Genomic DNA, 18,359 nt, shown 5'->3' with positions numbered 1-18,359 from the left:
AATGGACATCCATCAAACAGACCCTGGAAGGCATGAAACCCTGGAAGGCCGCGGCCCTTGTGCTCGTCGTGTTGGCCGTTGCCGTTGGCGCGTACGCATTCTGGCCGCAACTCACCGGCGCCGAAGTGGAAAACGCCGAGGACCGGCCCGACGCCGAGCGGGTCTCCGCGCGGGCGCGGGTGCAGGCTGTTGAATTGCAGCCCACGGACTTCCTGATCCTGGCCGAGGCCACGGGTCACTTGACGCCCTGGCGGGAGGCAGGGGTGAGTCCGGAAGCCTCCGGGCTGGTCCGTGAACGGCTGGTGGACGAAGGAACGCGCGTCCAGGAAGGACAGGCGCTGCTCCGGCTGGACTCCCGCGATCAGGAGTTGGAGTTGGAGGAGGCCTCCAGTGAACTGTTGCGGGCGCAGATCGATTATGCCAGCAAACGTGTGGGATCGAACAGCGAAGCGCCCGACTCGGCCCTGTTGGAGCGGGCGCGGCGCGCCTTCGAGCAGGCTCGGGAAGCCTACGAGGCCGGCAGCCTGACGCTCGAGGAGTTCCAGATGGCGCGCCGCGCCCATGACGCGGACGTGCTCCGCAGCGGTTCGCGCCGGAACGAAGTGGAGGCGGTGTTGTCGGGCCTGGAACAGGCCGAGCAGCGCGTGCGACGGGCGGAGTTGGCGCTGTCCCGCATGACGGTCCGCGCACCGTTCACCGGCCGTATCGCGAATCTGGAAGTGGAGGAAGGCCAGCGGGTCGCGGTCGGCGAGACCGTGCTGACCCTTTTGGATGACGCGCGCATGAAAGTGACCGTCAATGTACTGGAAGCCGACATCGTTGGCTTGCGCAAGGGCGCTGTGGCTCGGGTTCGCATTCCGGCGCTCGGCGATTCGGTCCTGACGGGACGGATCTGGTCCGTGAATCCGTCCGTGGACCGGGAAACCGGCACGGGGCGTGTGACCGTGGAGGTCCCGAACCGGGGTGGGACGTTGCTGTCCGGGTTGTTTGCCTATGTCCAGTTGGAATCGGGACGTCTGCAGGATCGTATGGTGGTGCCGGCCGAGGCCGTCCTGGTTCGCCAGGGACGCGATCTGGTGTTCGTGGTCAAGGACGGCCGCGCGCAGTGGACCTACGTGACGACGGGACGCCGGAGTGGGGGCCTGGTCGAGATCCTGGATCCGCTCCAGCCCGGAGACAGTCTTGCCGTGGCGGGGCACCATGCCCTGTCCCACGATGCCCGGGTGACGGTTCAGTGAGCAGTCCCGGCAACCATCCGGAATCCCCCGGGGCGTCCAATCCGTTCATTGCGGCGTGCTTCCGGCGGCCCGTGGCCGTCACGGCGTTCTTCCTTTTGGTAGCCGTGGCCGCGCTCGCCGCGTGGGTGCGGGTCCCGGTATCCCTGCTCCCGGATTTGCGCTATCCGACGCTGGTCGTGTGGACGGCCTATCCGGACGTACCCCCCGAGCGGGTGGAGCGGGCCATCACGGAGCGGGTGGAAGAGGCCATTTCCGGTACGCAGGGGGTGCAGCGCATTACGGCCCGGTCCATGCTCGGCGGGAGCATGATCCGCCTTGACTTTGGATGGAACGTGAACCTCGACCTGGCGCTCCTGGAGGTCCGGGAGCAATTGGATCGCCTGGGAGATCAGTTGCCGGATGAAGCCGAACGCCCGGTGGTGCTGCGACTGGATCCGAACGACCGGCCCATCATGATTCTGGCCCTTTCCGAGGCCGGGGACGGCGCCTCGGGCCGCTCCGGGGACCTGGTCCGCCTGAAAACCGTCGGCAAGGAAATCATTGCGCGGCGGCTGGAGCAGTTGGGGGATGTCGCGCGGGTGGTGGTCACGGGCGGATTTGACCGGAGGGTGGATGTCCTCCTGGATCCAGCGCGGCTCGCCGCGCACGCCGTGGATGTCACCGACATTGAAACGGCCCTGCGCCGGGCGAACGTGGCGCAGCCGGGTGGGGCCATCCGCCGTGGTCCGTTCCAGTACGCCGTGGAAGTCACGGGCGAGTTCGAGACGATCGAGGACATTGCAGATGCCATTGTTGCGCGCCGCGGGGACCGATCGCTCCGTCTCCGGGACGTGGCCGATGTGCGGGAAGGGGTGGATGAGCGGCGCGGACTCGTCCGCCTGGACGGCCGCGAAACCCTCATGCTGCTGGTGGAACGCCGCCCCGATGCCAACACGGTGCGCGCGGCGGACGAGGTCCGCGCCGCCCTGGCCGAAATGTCCGATGGCATGCCGGACGTCCGTGTGGATGTGGTCATCGATGAGTCCCGCTTCATCCAGGAGGCCATCGGGGGCGTGGCGCAGGCGGTGCTGCTCGGAGGTCTTCTGGCCATTGTCGTACTGTTCGTATTCCTGCGCCGTCGCCAGGCCCTCCTGGCCGTGGCGGTCGCCGTACCGCTGTCGCTCGGCCTGACGCTCGTGGCCTTTGACGCCCTCGGCGTCACGTTCAATTTGATTTCGCTGTCGGGGTTGGCACTGGGCGTCGGGATGCTCGTTGACAACGCCATCGTGGTCGTCGAAAACATCGCGCGGCTGCGCGAGAGCGGCATGCCAGCCCGCAAGGCGGGCATCCAGGGTACGTCGGAGGTGGCCGGGGCCATCACGGCATCGACCCTCACGACCATCGCCGTCTTCCTTCCGCTCACGTTCGTGGAGGGCCTGGCCGGACGCCTGTTCCTGGACCAGTCGCTCGCCGTCATCACGTCATTGGCGGCGAGTCTGATCGTGGGCCTGACGGCGGTGCCGCTGATAGCGGCACGGGACGAGCGCGTCCTGTCTGGTTTGGGTACGGGCTTGGGTTTGGACTCCGGCCCGGATGTTGTCGCGCCCGCGATCGCGCCCGCCAGTTCCGGCGCCTCCCGGCTGGTCAGGAACTACGAACGGGCCCTGACGCGTGCGCTGGCCAAAAAAGGCTGGGTCGTGGCCGGCGGGGTGCTGTTGGTGGCTGCAGCGACCATCATCCTGGACGTACTCCCGCGGGAAGTCGTGCCACGCACCAATCAGGGGCGGCTGAACCTTCACGTTTCACTTCCCGCGGACGCGGACCTGCCGCTCCTGGATGCGCGATCGGCGGACCTGGCCGCCGTGTTGTTGCAGGACGCGGCCTTCGATCACGTGCTGGCGGACCTGGGCGAACGCGATGAGGCCCGCCTGCAGATTGACCCCCGGCCGTCCTATGAAGGGGACCTGTCGCTCATGCTGGCGCCGGGCGTTTCGCTGGACGAGGCCCTGGACGCTGCCCGCGCTGCACCCCACGCCGCGGACATGACCGTGGAAGTGACCGTTGTCCGGACGCAGTTGGAGGAGCTGTTGGCCAGCGATGAGTCGGACCTGTTCATCGATCTCGTGGCGGACCGCCGCGAGGAAGCGGCTGTTCCGTTCGATGCGGTGCTCGCCGCCCTCACCGACCGCCCCGAACTCAACAATGTGCGCCGGGCCGATGCGTTCAACGTGCCGGCCTACCGTCTGGATTTCAAGCGGGATGCGCTGGCGCGGTATGGCGTGCAGGCGTCCTCCATTACGGCGTTCCTGGAAGCCGGGGCGCGTGGCGTGCACGCCACGGACCTGCGGTCCATCAACGAAGACATCCCGATCACACTCCGGACCGAAGGCATTGGGAGCATCCAGCAGCTGATGGCGCAGCGCGTGGTGACGCCCGGTGGTCCCATGCCGCTCTCCACCTTTCTCACCGCCGCGTTCGTCGAGCTCCCGGCGTCCCTCTACCGAACCGATCAATCGCCCGTCCTCCGGATCCTGGCCGATGTGGCGCCCGGAGCGGACCTGAAATCAGCCTCCGGCGCGGCGGAAACCGTTCTGGCCGAACGGCTTCCGGACACCGTCCGGGGGAATGTCGGGGGCGCCAACGAGGCCTTCCGGAACAGCCTGCAGGCCATGCTGTGGAGCCTGCTGTTCTCCGTGGTCCTGGTGTTTCTGATCCTGGCGGCCCAGTTCGAGTCGCTCACGCAGCCCCTCGTGGTCTTGCTCACGGTACCCTTGGCTGCCTCGGGTGTGGCCGCCGTCCTGGCCATGACCGGGCAGACCATCAACCTCATGAGCCTCACCGGCAGCGTGGTCCTGGTGGGCATTGTGGTGAACGATGCCATCGTCAAGGTGGACTTCATCAATCAGCGCCGGGCGGCCGGCCTGGATACGCACGCGGCCATCCTGGAAGCCGGGCGGGACCGTCTGAGGCCCATCCTGATGACCACCATCACGACCGTCCTCGGCCTCCTGCCCCTGGCGCTCGGGTTCGGGGAAGGCGCCGAGCTCCGGGCCCCGATGGCCATTGCCATCGTGGGCGGCCTCATGGCCGCTACGGTGCTGACGCTGTTCGTGGTACCTGTAGCCTACGCACTCGTCACGCGTGAATCATGAGTTTCGACTGGATTGAACGGTGGATGATGCGTCCGGTGGGCGTCCTGGCCTGGTCCGGGGCCATCCTTTTGGCTGGCATCTGGGCCACGTTCCAGGTGCCGCTCGAATGGGTCCCGCAGGTCGAATTGCCCATTGTCCGGGTATCAGCCGGCTGGCCGGGAGCATCGCCCCGGGCCGTCGAACGCTACGTAACGGCGCCCATTGAACGGGCCATCCAGCGCGTCCCGGGCACCGAATCCGTCGAAAGCCTGTCGGAGGAGGGGATGGCCTCGCTTACGCTGCACGTATCGAAGGACGTGGACGTGGGCCTGTACGTGGCGCAGTTGAACGAGCAATTGACGGTGCTCCGGGGTACGCTGCCCGATCGTGTGTGGCCGCGCCTGACCAAGCAGATCCCCGAATCGCTTCGCGACGAACAAGGGTTCATGACCGTGCAGCTGATTGCGCCCCTCTCCCTGGATGAAGTGCGCACGTTGGCCGACCGGCGCATCCGGCCCCGCCTGCAGAGCATCCCGGGTATGTCCGACATCGAAATAATCGGCGGGACCCAGCGCGAATTGCGCATCACCCTCAATCCGGACCGGTTGACGGCCACGGGCATCGGTGCCGGGGAAGTGTCGGGGCGCATCCGGGAGCTGCTGGGGGACGATGCGTACGGCCGGCTCCGCGACGGCAGTCGCAGCGCGCTCCTCATGCGGACGTCCGAAGACCGGATACCGGCGTTCCGGGACCTCGTCCTCAGGGAAACCGGCGGCGCGCAGGTCACGCTGAAGGATGTGGCCGCCGTGGACATGGAGCCGGCGCCCGTGCGGTCCATCAGCCGGATTGACGGGCAGCCCGTGGTGACGCTGCGCATTGACCGGGCGAAGGGCAGTCACCTGATTGATGTGGCCCGCGACGTGTATACGGCGCTCGAAGAGCTGGAGGCCGACCTGCCGGAGGGTGCGCGGCTGATTGTGGCCGATGATCGGAGCGAAGAGGTGCGCGACCAGATGAACGATCTGCGCTGGCGGGGCGGCGCCGGGCTCCTGCTGGTCGTGATTGTGCTGTTGACCATGCTCCGCAGTGTGCGGGCCACGGTCGTCGTGGTGTTCAGCGTGGGCGTTTCCTTGGCCGTGGCCATGCTGGTCATGCAGCCGCTCGGTCTGACGCTGAATTTGCTGACGATTGCGGGGCTCGTGCTGGTATTCGGCCTCCTGGTGGACAATTCCGTCGTGGTCGTGGAGCAACTCCTTATCCGGCGGGGTCCGCGCGCCACGTCCGACGCCCTCCGCGCGGTCTGGCTGCCCCTCGTTGGGGGCACGCTCAGCACGATGTCCGTCATGGTGCCGCTCGTGTACCTGAGCGGTGATTTGCGGACGCTGTTCCTGCCGTTCGGGATTCTGGTTGCGGTCACGCTCGGCGCATCGTTGGGCGCGGCCGCCCTGGTGGTCCCCGTAACCACCCGCTTCCTGCCCGTGCATCCGCCGCCGGGTAGGGCGGGGCGGCGCATCAGACGAATCCTGGCCTGGCCCTACCGTCAGGCCGACCGGTTTCCGCGCACGACGGTCCTGGTGCTGCTGCTCGTTCTGGGGCTCCCGGTGTGGCTCGTGCCGGAGCGGATTACGGTGGATGTGCCGGACACGGCGCCCTCCGCGCGGCTGGCGTCCGTCTACAACGCGGCGTTTGACCACCGGGCCGTTCGCACGACGCGGGAATGGCTGGATCCGGTGCTGGGCGGGGCCATACGGAAATTCAGGAACGGCGTCAGTTTCGGACGCGGATGGTCCTGGTCGCCGAGACCGGAAGTGTATGTGAACATGGGGTTTCCGCCGGGGCATCCGATAGCCCGGGCCGATTCGCTCATGTCGCAGTTCGAGCGCACGGCGTTGGCGTCGCCCTCCGTGGAGCGGGTCATCCTGAACGTGCGCGAGGAATCGGCGAACATGCGGCTGCAATTCCATGAGGCATCGCTCTTGACGGCCGAGCCGTACGTGCTCAGGGAGCAGCTCATTGGGCAGGCCGTGAACATCGGTGGCCTCCGGATAAGCGTGGGCGGGCTGGTGCAGGACGGGTATTTCAGCGGAGTGGGGGGCGGAATTTCGGGGGTGCGCCTGGAGCTGCGTGGACCCAACTATGAGGACCTGGACCTGTTGGCCCGGCAATTTGCGCGGCACCTGGAGGGGCGGAGCCGCCGCGTGGCGGGTGTGGATGTAAATGCCGACCAGTTCGGACGCTTCCAGGCGGCGCGGCAGGTGCTCCGCTTCGACTGGTCACCGGAGTCGGAGGAGCGGTCGGGGCACTCGGCGCAGGCCGTGGCCGCCGCGTTGGCCCCGGTTTTCCGCACGCGGTTCCCCATGGCGTACGCCGACCTCGAGGAAGATGTGCAGATTCCGGTGCGGGTGCTGGTATCGGGCGCCGACGATGCCGACATCGCCGACGTCATGGAGCGCCCTCTGGCCATGGGCAACGGGCGGGAGCTCTTCATGGGGGAGGTGGCGGAATACACCATTGAGACGCGGCCGTCGGGCGTCCGAAGGGCCGACCAGCAGTATCAGCGGTTCATGGCGGTAGATTTCCGGGGTCCGGGGCAGATGGCCAACGACTTCGTGGAGGCCGAGCTGGCGGCGTTCGCCGTGCCGGTAGGGTATTCCATCGACATGGCGTCGTTCAGCTTCTTCACCGATGAGGTCAAGGAGTCCTTTGCCTGGATGATCCTGGCGACGCTGCTGCTGGTCTTCATTGTTACGGCGGCCGTGTTCGAGAGCTGGCGGCTGCCGCTCGTGGTCATTGTATCGGTGCCGCTGTCGGCTGTCGGGGTGTCCTGGGGTTTCGCGTGGACGGGGGCGAATTTCGCCGAGGGGGCGTTCATCGGATCCATCCTGATGGTCGGGATTGCGGTGAACGACTCGATATTGCTCGTGGACCGGTACCGGCAGCACCGGGAGCGTCGCCCCTGGGGCAATGCGGGCCAACTCATGCGGCTGGCCGTACGGGAACGCCTCCGGCCCATGGTCACGACCACGCTGACCTCCATTGTTTCCATGGCGCCGATGCTGATCTACGCTGACAATGCCGACTTCTGGACGGGGCTCGCAGTGACGGTCATCGGTGGACTTACCGCAAGTACGCTGCTCGCCCCTGTCATGGCGGTTGCGCTCGTTTCCTATATTGGAAGGATCACTCACCGAAAGCAAGCATCATGATCCGACATTCCGCCTTCAAATTCCTTCCGTTGGCAGCGCTTCTCCTGGTCGCCGGCTGCGCCCAGGAAACCGAATCGGAAGAGGCCCTCGTTGAGCGCGCGCGCGGCATCCATGAGCGCGTCATTACGCTCGATACGCACGACGACATCAACGTCAGCAATTTCACGGAAGAGCAGAACTACACCATGGACCTGTCCACCCAGGTCACGCTGCCCAAGATGCGTGAAGGGGGTCTGGACGTGGCCTGGCTCGTGGTCTACACCGGACAGGGCGACCTGACGGACGAGGGCTATGCCGCAGCCTATGAGAACGCCATGGCCAAGTTCGAGGCCATCCACTGGCTGACGCAGGAAAAGGCGCCGGACCAGATCGGCCTCGCACTGAATTCGGACGACGTTCGGCGCCTGGTGGACGAGGGCAAGCTGGTAGCCATGATCGGGGTGGAAAATGCCTACCCGCTCGGGGAGAACCTGGACAACATCCGGCTCTTCCACGAGCTGGGTGCCCGTTACATGTCTTTGTCGCACAACGGCCACAGCCAGTTCTCGGATTCCAACACCGGCGAACGGGACGATATCTGGATGCACAACGGATTGAGCGATCTCGGCCGTGAGGCCATCGCCCTCATGAACCGCTATGGCATCATGATCGACCTGTCGCATCCGTCGAAGGCGGCCAACGTGGAAACCATGCAGCTCTCCCGGGCACCGGTCATGGCATCGCATTCATCCGCGCGCGGCCTGAACGATGTCAGCCGGAACCTGGATGACGAAGAACTCCTGCTGCTGAAGGAAAACGGCGGCGTTGTGCAGACCGTTGCGTTCCGCAGTTACGTGGATTCAGAAAAGGATGCCGCGTATCGCGCGGCCGTCGATTCGGTGCGCTCGGCGATTGCCGCTGAGATGGGTATCGAACTGGTTTCCAGCCGCCGTGAGTTGTTTGAAATGTCGCCTGAGGACCGGGCGGCCTACAACGAGCGCGTTGCTCCCATTGAGGATGCCCTGCAGGCCCAGATGGGCGACCTGGGTGTCGAGCCCGTGAACGTCGCCGACTTCGTGGACCACATTGACTATATGGTCGACCTCATTGGTATTGACCATGTGGGCATTTCCTCCGACTTCGACGGCGGTGGCGGCGTGGATGGCTGGATGGATGCATCCGAGACGTTCAACGTGACGCTCGAATTGGTCCGTCGCGGCTACACCGAAGAGGAAATCGGCAAGTTGTGGAGCGGCAACCTGCTTCGCGTGCTGGACGACGTCCAGCGGATTGCCGCGGAAATCCAGTTGGATATGTAGGCTGGTTCAGGGGTCGTACCGGTACGTCACGCCGTCTTTCATGACGAAGCGGACGTTCCACAAGGCCCCGATGTCTTCCAGGGGATTGCCCTCGACGGCAATCAGGTCGGCCAGTTTTCCGGCTTCGACTGTTCCCAGGACATCATCCCATTGCATGAGCTCGGCGGCCGTGGCGGTCGCCGAGCGCAGGGCCTGGGCTGGCGTCATGCCGTATTCCACCATCCGTGCGAAATCGATGGCGTTGTCGCCGTGTGGTAGCGCGCCCGCATCCGTGCCGTAGGCAATCCTGACGTTCCGGTCGAGGGCGTTCCGGAAAACACGGCGGTGCGAATCCGTGATGGCCTGCTCCCGTTCGGTGAGGGCCGCTCCGGGCTCGGACGGGAAGTAGACGTTGATGGTCGGCACCCAGAACGTGCCCTTTTCGGCCATGAGACGCAGGGTCGCGTCGTCCAGCATCATGCCGTGCTCAATGGAGCGCACGCCGGCCTCGACCGCGGCGCGAGCCGCATGTCCGCCGTAGGCATGGGCGGCCACGGGCTTGTTGAAGCGCGCGGCTTCCTGCACCACCAGTTGGATGTCTTCGTCGGTGAATTGGGGCAGGGGCTCCATGTTGTCCAGGTCGATGTGGCGCGTGGTGCCCGTGGCATAGAGTTTTATCCAGTCGGCGCCGTATTTGACCTGGGTCCGGAGGGTTTTGACGATTTCCGCAGGGGAATCGGCCAGGGCGCCGAACTGCGGCAAGTCGAGTTGCGGAGCGTATCCGTCGGTGTTCATGTATCCGCCGGTGATGGAGATGGCCAGCGTGGCCACCTGCATGCGCGGACCGGGCACCAGGTCGTCGTTCACCGCATCGCGCACCGCCACATCCACCCAGTCGGCGCCTTCCGAATCCAGGTCACGGATGGTGGTGAAGCCGGCCATCAGCGTCGCTCGGACGGCCGCCACGGCTTCCACGGTCCGGTAGGGGATGGACTTGTTCAGGATGGGGTTGTTGTCGCCATACCCGGGCGTGAGTGTCACGTGCGTGTGGGTGTCGATAAGGCCGGGCAGGACGTAACGGTCCGACAGGTCGACGGTGCGCGCGCCAGCCGGAATCCGGATGTCGGCGCCGACCGCCGTTATCCGGTTGCCCTGCACCAGCACGATGGCGTTGTCTATGAGGGTTCCGTTTTCGACGTCCACCACCGCGCGGGTCTGGATGGCGGTGACGGTCTGGGCTTGGTCTTGCGCCTGCGCGGCGTGCGGGGCGAGGCTCGGTGCGAGCACAAGAAGGAGGGCGGCGAGTGGAAGCAGGTGTTTCATGTAGGTATTCGGTGGGTGGGTGATGCCGATTCAACTTACACGAACGAATCCAGCGAAACCACGCCCCGCCCGAACAGGTATCCCGCCTCCCAACTCATCCGCCCCAATCCCATCCGCTCAGCCCATGGAACTCGGAATTGACAGTTTTGCGGCCGTCCGGACCGCCGAAGGCCGGAAAACCACGCCGGACATGCGTTCGGATGCCATCGAACAGCTCCTGGAGCGCATTGAGCTGGCCGACCGGGTGGGCCTGGATTCGTTCGGCATCGGCGAGCACCACCGGCCCGAATACCTGGACTCCGCCTCGCACCTGTTGCTGGCGGCCGCCGCCGCGCGAACGGAGCGCATCCAGCTGATGAGCGCGGTCACCGTGCTAAGCGCCGCCGATCCCGTCCGCGTATTCCAGCAGATCGCCACCGTTGATCTGATTTCGCGGGGCCGGGCCGGTATTGTGGTGGGGCGGGGGTCGTTCGGCGAGGCGTTTCCGTTGTACGGCCTCGATTTCAAGGACTACAACGAGCTGTTCCGGGAGAAGCTGGAGCTGCTCCTGGCCATCCGGGAGAACGAGCGCGTGCACTGGAAGGGGAAATTCCGGCCGGAACTGACGGGGCAGGGCGTCTACCCGCGGCCCTACAAGGACAAACTCGAGGTCTGGGTGGGCGTCGGCGGCACGCCTGAATCGTTTGCGCGGGCCGGCCAGCTCGGCCTTCCCCTCATGGTGGCCATCAGCGGCGGCGAAACGCACCGCGTCCGGCCGCACGTAGTCCTGTACAGGCGGGCGGCCCAGCAGGCCGGCCACGACCGCTCGGCGCTGAAAGTCGGCGTCCACTTCATTGGATACGTCGCCGAAACCACCGAACGCGCCCACGCCGAGTTCTTCCCCGGCTACCAGAAAACATTCAGTCAGATCGGCGAGGAGCGCGGATGGGGCCCGACGACGCGTGCACAATACGATGACCAGACTGGATCCACCGGCGCCCTCATGGTCGGCGACCCCGACCACGTGGCCGAAAAACTGACCCGCCACGCGGAATCGCTGGGCGGCCTCGCCCGCGCCACCCTCCACATGAACGTCGCCGAACTGACCCACGATCACCTCTCGACCGCCACCCGCCTGCTCGGCGAAAAAGTCAAGCCGGCACTGGGGTGAGCGGCTTGCCGATCGGCATGAATTCCGGGTCCGTTTCCTTATTACGGCACTTTGATCTAATATCCGTGATTCACCTGCCCGGACCCCCACATGATTGGCAGTCAAATTGGTCCCTATGAAATCCTGGAGCAGTTGGGCCAGGGTGGCATGGGAATTGTCTACAAGGCCCTCGACACGCAGCTGGATCGGATTGTCGCGCTGAAATTCCTGCCAGGGCATCAGAGTCAGGACGAGAACGCAAGAAAACGTTTTGTCCAGGAGGCCAAGGCGGCGTCCGCATTGGACCATGTCAACATCTGCACCATCCATCATATCGGAGAACACGTCGACGGGTCCAGCTATATCGTCATGTCCTACTACGAGGGACAGACCCTGAAGTACCTGCTCTCCGAGCGCGCGTTCACCGAAGCGGAGGCCCTCGGGACGGCACGTCAGATAGCGTCCGGTCTGGCCCGTGCACACGCAGCTGGTATCGTGCATCGCGACATAAAACCTGCCAACGTGATGATTACGCATCACGGGGAGGTCAAAATCCTTGACTTCGGGATAGCCAAACTGGGTGAATCTTCCGAATTGACCCGCGAGGGGTCAACCCTGGGCACGGTTGCCTACATGAGCCCGGAACAGGCCCGGGGTGAGAATGTGGGGCCGACATCGGACCTGTGGTCACTGGGCGTGCTTCTCTATGAGATGCTGACTGGAAAGCGGCCTTTCGATGCCACGTACGACCAGGCATTGCTCTATGCCATTCTGAACGAGTCGCCTACGGACATCACGTCGACGGGTGTCATCATCAGCGACGAAACCGCCAAATTGGTGAACGGCCTTCTGGCCAAGGATCCCGCGGAACGCATTCAGACGGCCGGCGAGGTCGTAAAAATGTTGGGCGGGAGTACGGGGACGATATTTACTGGGGAGGCCGCTGCTCCAAGGGTAGACGCGACGTCCATGATGAGGGTGGTGAGCGGCTTCGCGGTTGGCGGAGCGGTCGGACTCGGTGCCATTTATGCGGCCATGATGGCGTTCGGTCTGCCCGACTGGATTTTTCCGGTCGGGGTGCTGTTGCTACTGGCCGGGGCACCGATCACGCTCTATGCCTCGCGTATGGAGCGCAAAAAAGCGCTGCTGGACACCGCGCAGCGGGTCAACCTGAAGGGCTTGGCGGGCTGGTTGACGGTGCGTCGCGCAGTCGTGGGCGGGGTCCTCGCACTGGCTGCCCTGGGCCTGGTTGCTGCCGTTTACATGGGCATGCGAGCCATGGGGATCGGCCCTGCAGCAACGCTTATCACTTCGGGGGTCTTGTCCGGTGACGATTCAATCGTCGTGGCAGACTTTGTGGACAATACGCCAGCCGGCAACATGGGCCGCCCGATCGCAGAAGCACTGCGTGTGGACCTGAGCCAGTCCAGAGTGGTCAAACTCATGGATGCGTCCACAGTATCGGCTGCACTCGAGCGGATGGAGCTTCCGGAAGGCACGACCATTACACCCGAAGTTGCGCGCGAAGTGGCGCAACGCGAAGGCCTGAAGGCGGCGCTGATCGGCGGCGTGTCCGCCCTGGGTTCGAGCTATGTGATCAATCTTCGGCTGGTGGACGCGGCGTCGGGAAGTGAACTGGTCTCGCTCCGGGAAACCGCCAACTCGGACAACGAGGTCGTGGGAGCCGTTGACCGGATTTCAGCAAGCCTGCGAGAAAAGATCGGGGAATCCCTGGTGGCCATCCGTCAGAGTAAACCGCTGGCCCAGGTTACAACATCCTCCTTCGAGGCGCTTCGATTGTATACCTTGGCCATGGAATCCAATGAGCGCGACGACGCTGTATCCACCATCGGATTTGCCCGATCCGCCGTAGAGATAGACCCGGAATTCGCATCGGCATTCCGGCTGCTCGCTACGGCAGAAAACAACCGCCAGGGCTCCTACGATCGCATGATTGAATATGCCCGCAAGGCATACCAGTTCAGAGAGCGATTGCCCCGCAGGGAGCAGCTATACGCCACGGAAGCCTTCTACAGCTGGGTTGAGCCAAACCGGGATCGGCAGAAGCAGATCTATGAGGAACTCATGGCGCTCGATCCCCGCGATCAGCGGGCCATCAACAGCCTGAGCCTGCATCATCGGTACTTCACCGGGGATTATCAGAAGTCCCTGGAATACACGGCCCAATACATTGAATATTACCCCGATGCCGTGCAGGGCTACATCAATCACTACAGTTGGTGCGCACGGGGAATTTCGACCAGGCGCAGGCCATGCTCGATTCCATCCGCATTCGCGAACCGGATTACGGGGGCCTTCCCTGGCGCCAGTTGGTCCTCAATGCGGAACGCACCCGGGACTACCGGGCTGCCCTGGACAGCGTGACGGTCATTCGCGGACGCGGTTTGACGCAAGGTGCCGAGTACTACACGGACCTGATTGAAACGAGCATCCACATGATGCTGGGACAACACCGGGCTGCCGAGCGCTCCCTGCAAGGCCTCATCCGCTTTGCCCGGGAGATTGAAAGCCCGGACAGTGAAGTGCTCGACTACGTCTGGTATCTCACATACCGCGTAATGGCCGATGGGGATCGGGCAAAGGCACTGGCCGACTACGATGAAATGATGGCCGGCATCGATTTCTCCGATACCGAGAAGACCTCGCAGGTCCAAGGTGAACGCGCCTACATGCTCGCGGCAGCGGGGCAGGCGGAACGGGCGCGGAGCGTCATGAAGGAATATACCGACGCCGCAGCCCCCCACTCGCTGGCGTTCGACTACTATGCGCCAGCCCTCGAAGGCATGATTGCGCTCAATGAAGAGCGCTACGATGATGCCGTCGCGTCCTTCGAGCGCGTCATTGAGCTGTTCAAGGTTCCGCGTATGTACGAGAACGAGCTGGGCCTGGCTCTCCTGCGGGCTGGACGTACCGATGAGGCGATTGCTCGCCTGGAGTCAGCCACGAAGTCTCCGGGATTCCAGGCGCTCATCTACGACAACGGCAACAGCACGCTGGCCTACCGCTCGTTGGGCGAGGCCTATGAGAATGCCGGCAACCTGGATGAAGCCATAGCCGCCTATCAGTCCTTCGTTGACCGATGGGCGAACGCGGACGCACATTTGCAGCCACAGGTCAGCGAGGTCCGCGACCGGATCTCCGAACTGGTCGCCAGACAGAGCACCGATCAATAGCGGGTTTTGTTCGCTGCGAGCCGGAGGCGGGAAACAAAAAAACCGCCCCAGCAAGCGCTGAAGCGGTTTTTCGTGCCCAGGACTGGAGTCGAACCAGCACGCCCTTACGGGCACCACCCCCTCAAGATGGCGTGTCTACCAATTCCACCACCTGGGCCGGTGGCCAATACATGACTGGCAGAACGGCAAGTTAAGGACACGCGGCGCATTTACCCAAACCCGGCCCGTCATTTCAAGTACACTTCAAACCGGGCACGCATTCGGCGAGGATGTATATTCAGGGGCACTCTTCCTTCGCAACCGTTCCGCCCATAGTTCCACTGCCATCGCTGGCATTTTGGCGCCTGATCCCTTGTCCATGCCTCCAAGTCCACTGAACCCACTCCCACCGCGCGCACGGTTACTGAGTCGAGCCGTATTAACCGCGTTCCTCGTGTTCTTTCTCGGAGGATGCGCGAGCCTGGAGCCCGCCGGAAAGTATGTGCCCGAAGACGGGGCCGGGTACCTCACGGTGGTCGATACGCTCCGCATGGACCCCGAACTCGAAGCGCTGGTCGAGCCCTATCGCGAAGACATGGCCGAGGAAGTCTCCCGCGTCATCGGCCACGCCACCGCCACGCTGACCAAGGACAGCCCGGAAGGTACGCTCGGCAATATGGCGGCCGATGCCATGCTCCACGCTATATCAGCTGACATCGCCATCACGAACAACGGCGGCCTCCGCGTTCCGCTGGCTGAAGGGCCCATCACCGTCGGCCACATGTTCGAGCTCATGCCGTTCGAAAACATGCTGGTCGTGCTGCACCTGACGGGCGAACAGGTCCTCGCGCTGGCCAACGATCTGGCCGCGACGAACGGAGAGCCGGTCGCGGGCATCTCCCTGGAAATCGCGGAAGGCGGCACGGCCCGCAACGTTCGGGTGGCCGGGCAGCCGGTCGAGCCTGGCCGAACGTATCGGGTAGCCACGTCCGATTACCTGGCCAACGGCGGCGGCAACATGCCCGCGCTGTGGCTGGATGTGCATCGGGAAGAGCCCTTCGTGACGCTTCGGGACGCCTTCATCGCCTACGTCCAGTCCCGCGGCACCATTGAACCCGTTCTGGAGGGGCGTATCAAATGACTGAGTTTTCCCGCCGCACGTTCATCCGGCAGATGGCACTCGGCACGGCCGGCGCATTCCTGCTCCCGCAGTCCGTTCTGGCCGCCGGAGAGCGGCGCCTGGTGATACTCCACACGAACGATACGCATTCCCGCATTGACCCCTTCCCGATGGACGGGGGGCGGAACGAGGGGCTCGGCGGTGTCGCGCGGCGCAAGACGCTGATTGACCGCATCCGCGCCGAACACAGGAATGTGTTGCTCCTGGACAGTGGCGACATCTTCCAGGGCACACCGTACTTCAACTTCTTCAAGGGCGAAGTCGAGTTCAAAGCCATGTCCGACATGGAGTACGACGTGGCCACGCTCGGCAACCACGACTTCGACAACGGCGTCCAGGGCCTCGTGGACATGCTCCCGCATGCCCGGTTCGCCTGGGTCAGCGCCAACTACGATGTCGCGGGATCGCTCCTCGAGCCGCACGTGCGGTCCTCCATCATCCTGGAGCGCGGCGGCATCCGGATCGGGATTTTCGGTTTGGGGATCGACTTTGATGGGCTTGTATTGGATGCGCTCCACGAGGGCGTCTCCTACAGGGACCCCGTCCTGACGGCCCGGCAGCAGGCCGATGCGCTCCGCCAGGCCGGATGCGATCTCGTGGTCTGCCTCTCCCACCTCGGACATCAATACCGTGGCGAGGACCGCCCGGACGATGTCAGCCTGGCCGCCGAGGTCCCGGAAATCGACGTCATCCTGGGTGGGCATACCCACACATTCCTTGACGAACCCGTCACCTTTGAGCGGGTCGGCCGTCCGCCTGCGCTCGTCAACCAGGTCGGTTTCGCCGGCATCCGGCTCGGGCGCCTGGACTTCATCTTCGACGGCCGCGGCCGCCTCCAGCGCTGGTACGCCGGGGCGTACGAAGTTTCGTAAGGTAGCGCGGGGCTTGGGTCGGGCGCGGCGCGGCCTGTCGCGGACGGCCTCGGCTCGCGGCCGTCGGGGTTCGCGCGGCGGAAGGCTCAGCCTGTAAATGGAGATGTGCTACGCACGTCCCATTCCGTCCAAAGTGGCGCGAAAGACCGCCCGCGGGAATACTGGCAGGCGTCCAAAGGCGTATTCTGATGCGTCAGGGCACTTTTTCGACCAAGATAATCGAAATATTCATGCGTGTGCGTTCAAAACGCGGCGCGAAATGATGCAAGACTGGCGCGAATACGATGGTTTGTGGCGCGCTTTCACATCAACATGGCGCGTAACCCACGGTTTGTGGCGCGCAAATCGGGCGGCGAAATGCGCGCCAGAATCATGGCGAATCGCGCCACTATTTTGCACTTTTGCGCCACATACTGGGATATTCGCGCCAGAAAGTGACGGTTTCGCGCCACGTTAAGTGTGGCTATTCAGCGTCAACTCAGCGGCCAATGAGGAGGAACGTGCCTTCAGGGGTCATACGGGGCGATATTCAAATCCTTCGGGCGTATGATTCCGTTCCCGTACTCGTTTCGCGCCAAAACGGGGCGCGAGGAGTCACGAATGGTCCGTGAGTTTCGGAGGATGAGCCTGTTTCTCAGCCAGTTTGTGCGGCGTCGCGGTTATCGTCATTCCGTCGGGCGGAGCTGCTTGCCAATGATGTAGGGTAGCACGTCTCTCAGCAATCCGCCATTGATAGTCGACCAGAGCATTCCGTCCGAGTAGGAAGAAATGCCTTCGCCCACTTCAAGATGGAAATAGGACAGGTATCTGCCGTCCATGTCAAATACGTCGACGCGGCGCGGCTTTTTCATGTCTGAATACCGCACTTCGACGAGGATCCACTTCTCGTCGACCTCGAGGATGTTGCTGATCTGTGTTGGCAGACTGCCACCCAGGTTCATTCCGTCCACGACTCTGGGTTGGGAGGGTGGCATGAATTCAGCATCGTTCAGCTCGAAGTTGCTTATGGGCTGAAGGTCGCTTGAGAGTATTTCTATCCGGTATGGATACGGCCACGCGAAATAGGCTCTGGAGGGTGAAAAGTGAAGACTGGGAAGCGCCCCCACACTGTTCAGGTCCGGAATCGGATCGTACGATGACAAGAAATCTCCTGTTACCTCGCCGGTTCGGGAGTACGAGATTGCATTCGGGGAATCATCTGCCGACAGAGCGTGAAAGTTGGACATGTGTATGGTACCCGAGTCATCGATGCCCCAAGAGCCAAACCATTCGACGTGGATGGGATCGAGGATCAATCCCTTGTCCATATCAATGCTGGAAATCGTGAGCTTTCGGGTGTCCTGGGCGAAGAGTTTATCGTTGTTGAGTGCGATAATGCCTACAGAACCGAATTCATTGGGACCCTGTCCACGGCTTCCAAACGATCTGACGAATGCCCCTTCTGAGTCAAACTGGAGGATTCTGTAATTTCCGACGTCTGAGGCAAAGATCTCCCCGGCGTCATTCTGAACCGCACTGAAAACCCGGTTGAGGGGCAACTCATCGAACATGTCGTCGCCTCCAATGCGTAGCCGTTCTTCCAGGATGAACGGAGGCTCCGTCAGAAGGGGCTTGCCGAAGTTGGTAACGATTGAAACTCCGTCTCTCTGCTCTACAGAGCCATCCCATGACGAATTTGGACCGCAACCTGTCGATCCAAACAAGATGACGGCGGCTGCAAATGATCTGACGAGGCGTCCGTTTCTCATTCGTGTCATGCTGAAAATGGCAGTATTCGGGATTTTGTCTCGGCGGCGGCCTAAACTACGCCACCCCCGACACTCGAATGTCTTTCAGTAAATTTGCCAAATC

Annotated in this window: 11 protein-coding genes and 1 tRNA gene; 9 read left to right on the top strand and 3 right to left on the bottom strand. The window is 63.5% G+C overall.

Annotated elements, in window-relative coordinates:
- Positions 1-32: 32 nt before the first annotated feature.
- The 4 genes from RIE53_10050 to RIE53_10035 are packed head-to-tail and all read left to right on the top strand — an operon-like array spanning position 33 to position 8,852.
- On the top strand, positions 33-1,238 hold the full coding sequence (locus tag RIE53_10050; protein MEQ9105030.1) for an efflux RND transporter periplasmic adaptor subunit: 1,206 nt from the start codon (positions 33-35) through the stop codon (positions 1,236-1,238).
- Complete coding sequence (locus tag RIE53_10045; protein MEQ9105029.1) at positions 1,235-4,369, top strand: efflux RND transporter permease subunit; 3,135 nt, start codon at positions 1,235-1,237, stop codon at positions 4,367-4,369. The genes RIE53_10050 and RIE53_10045 overlap by 4 nt, the downstream gene beginning before the upstream one ends.
- Positions 4,366-7,554: an efflux RND transporter permease subunit gene (locus RIE53_10040; GenBank protein ID MEQ9105028.1), complete on the top strand. Its 3,189-nt coding sequence runs from the start codon at positions 4,366-4,368 to the stop codon at positions 7,552-7,554. Before RIE53_10045 ends, RIE53_10040 begins: the two co-directional genes overlap by 4 nt.
- Positions 7,551-8,852: a membrane dipeptidase gene (locus RIE53_10035; GenBank protein ID MEQ9105027.1), complete on the top strand. Its 1,302-nt coding sequence runs from the start codon at positions 7,551-7,553 to the stop codon at positions 8,850-8,852. Before RIE53_10040 ends, RIE53_10035 begins: the two co-directional genes overlap by 4 nt.
- A gap of 6 nt (positions 8,853-8,858) precedes the next feature.
- On the opposite strand, the gene RIE53_10030 is transcribed toward RIE53_10035, so the two are convergent.
- On the bottom strand, positions 8,859-10,154 hold the full coding sequence (locus RIE53_10030; protein ID MEQ9105026.1) for an amidohydrolase family protein: 1,296 nt from the start codon (positions 10,152-10,154) through the stop codon (positions 8,859-8,861).
- A 124-nt stretch (positions 10,155-10,278) separates the two neighbouring features.
- Between RIE53_10030 and RIE53_10025 the strand changes: the two genes are divergently transcribed.
- The 3 genes from RIE53_10025 (at position 10,279) to RIE53_10015 (ending at position 14,477) form a co-directional block, all read left to right on the top strand.
- Entirely contained in the window at positions 10,279-11,304 is a 1,026-nt protein-coding gene (locus RIE53_10025; GenBank protein ID MEQ9105025.1) for an LLM class flavin-dependent oxidoreductase, read from the top strand.
- A 90-nt stretch (positions 11,305-11,394) separates the two neighbouring features.
- The gene (locus tag RIE53_10020; protein MEQ9105024.1) at positions 11,395-13,668 is read left to right on the top strand and encodes a serine/threonine-protein kinase; all 2,274 of its coding nucleotides are present in this window, start codon (positions 11,395-11,397) and stop codon (positions 13,666-13,668) included.
- A complete protein-coding gene (locus tag RIE53_10015) occupies positions 13,557-14,477 on the top strand; it encodes a tetratricopeptide repeat protein (protein ID MEQ9105023.1) in 921 nt (306 codons plus the stop codon). The genes RIE53_10020 and RIE53_10015 overlap by 112 nt, the downstream gene beginning before the upstream one ends.
- A 73-nt stretch (positions 14,478-14,550) precedes the next feature.
- Here RIE53_10015 and RIE53_10010 read toward each other — a convergent pair.
- Positions 14,551-14,634, bottom strand: a tRNA-Leu gene (locus RIE53_10010).
- A 276-nt stretch (positions 14,635-14,910) separates the two neighbouring features.
- Between RIE53_10010 and RIE53_10005 the strand changes: the two genes are divergently transcribed.
- Together RIE53_10005 and RIE53_10000 are read left to right on the top strand one after the other, a co-directional pair.
- The gene (locus tag RIE53_10005; GenBank protein ID MEQ9105022.1) at positions 14,911-15,597 is read left to right on the top strand and encodes a 5'-nucleotidase; all 687 of its coding nucleotides are present in this window, start codon (positions 14,911-14,913) and stop codon (positions 15,595-15,597) included.
- The gene (locus RIE53_10000) at positions 15,594-16,508 is read left to right on the top strand and encodes a metallophosphoesterase (protein MEQ9105021.1); all 915 of its coding nucleotides are present in this window, start codon (positions 15,594-15,596) and stop codon (positions 16,506-16,508) included. Before RIE53_10005 ends, RIE53_10000 begins: the two co-directional genes overlap by 4 nt.
- A 665-nt stretch (positions 16,509-17,173) precedes the next feature.
- On the opposite strand, the gene RIE53_09995 is transcribed toward RIE53_10000, so the two are convergent.
- On the bottom strand, positions 17,174-18,265 hold the full coding sequence (locus RIE53_09995) for a hypothetical protein (protein MEQ9105020.1): 1,092 nt from the start codon (positions 18,263-18,265) through the stop codon (positions 17,174-17,176).
- Between the last annotated feature and the right edge of the window lie 94 nt (positions 18,266-18,359).

This window comes from Rhodothermales bacterium (genome assembly GCA_040221055.1).
Taxonomy (GTDB): domain Bacteria; phylum Bacteroidota; class Rhodothermia; order Rhodothermales; family UBA10348; genus 1-14-0-65-60-17.
This window is presented reverse-complemented; position numbering and strand designations above follow the sequence as displayed.

Bases quoted from the DNA above. Each gene is read 5' to 3' on its own strand.
- RIE53_10050 (MEQ9105030.1), top strand. From the start codon at position 33: ATGAAACCCTGGAAGGCCGCGGCCCTTGTGCTCGTCGTGTTGGCCGTT.
- RIE53_10040 (MEQ9105028.1), top strand. From the start codon at position 4,366: ATGAGTTTCGACTGGATTGAACGGTGGATGATGCGTCCGGTGGGCGTC.
- RIE53_10035 (MEQ9105027.1), top strand. From the start codon at position 7,551: ATGATCCGACATTCCGCCTTCAAATTCCTTCCGTTGGCAGCGCTTCTC.
- RIE53_10030 (MEQ9105026.1), bottom strand. From the start codon at position 10,154: ATGAAACACCTGCTTCCACTCGCCGCCCTCCTTCTTGTGCTCGCACCG.
- RIE53_10025 (MEQ9105025.1), top strand. From the start codon at position 10,279: ATGGAACTCGGAATTGACAGTTTTGCGGCCGTCCGGACCGCCGAAGGC.
- RIE53_10020 (MEQ9105024.1), top strand. From the start codon at position 11,395: ATGATTGGCAGTCAAATTGGTCCCTATGAAATCCTGGAGCAGTTGGGC.
- RIE53_10015 (MEQ9105023.1), top strand. From the start codon at position 13,557: ATGCTCGATTCCATCCGCATTCGCGAACCGGATTACGGGGGCCTTCCC.
- RIE53_10000 (MEQ9105021.1), top strand. From the start codon at position 15,594: ATGACTGAGTTTTCCCGCCGCACGTTCATCCGGCAGATGGCACTCGGC.
- RIE53_09995 (MEQ9105020.1), bottom strand. From the start codon at position 18,265: ATGACACGAATGAGAAACGGACGCCTCGTCAGATCATTTGCAGCCGCC.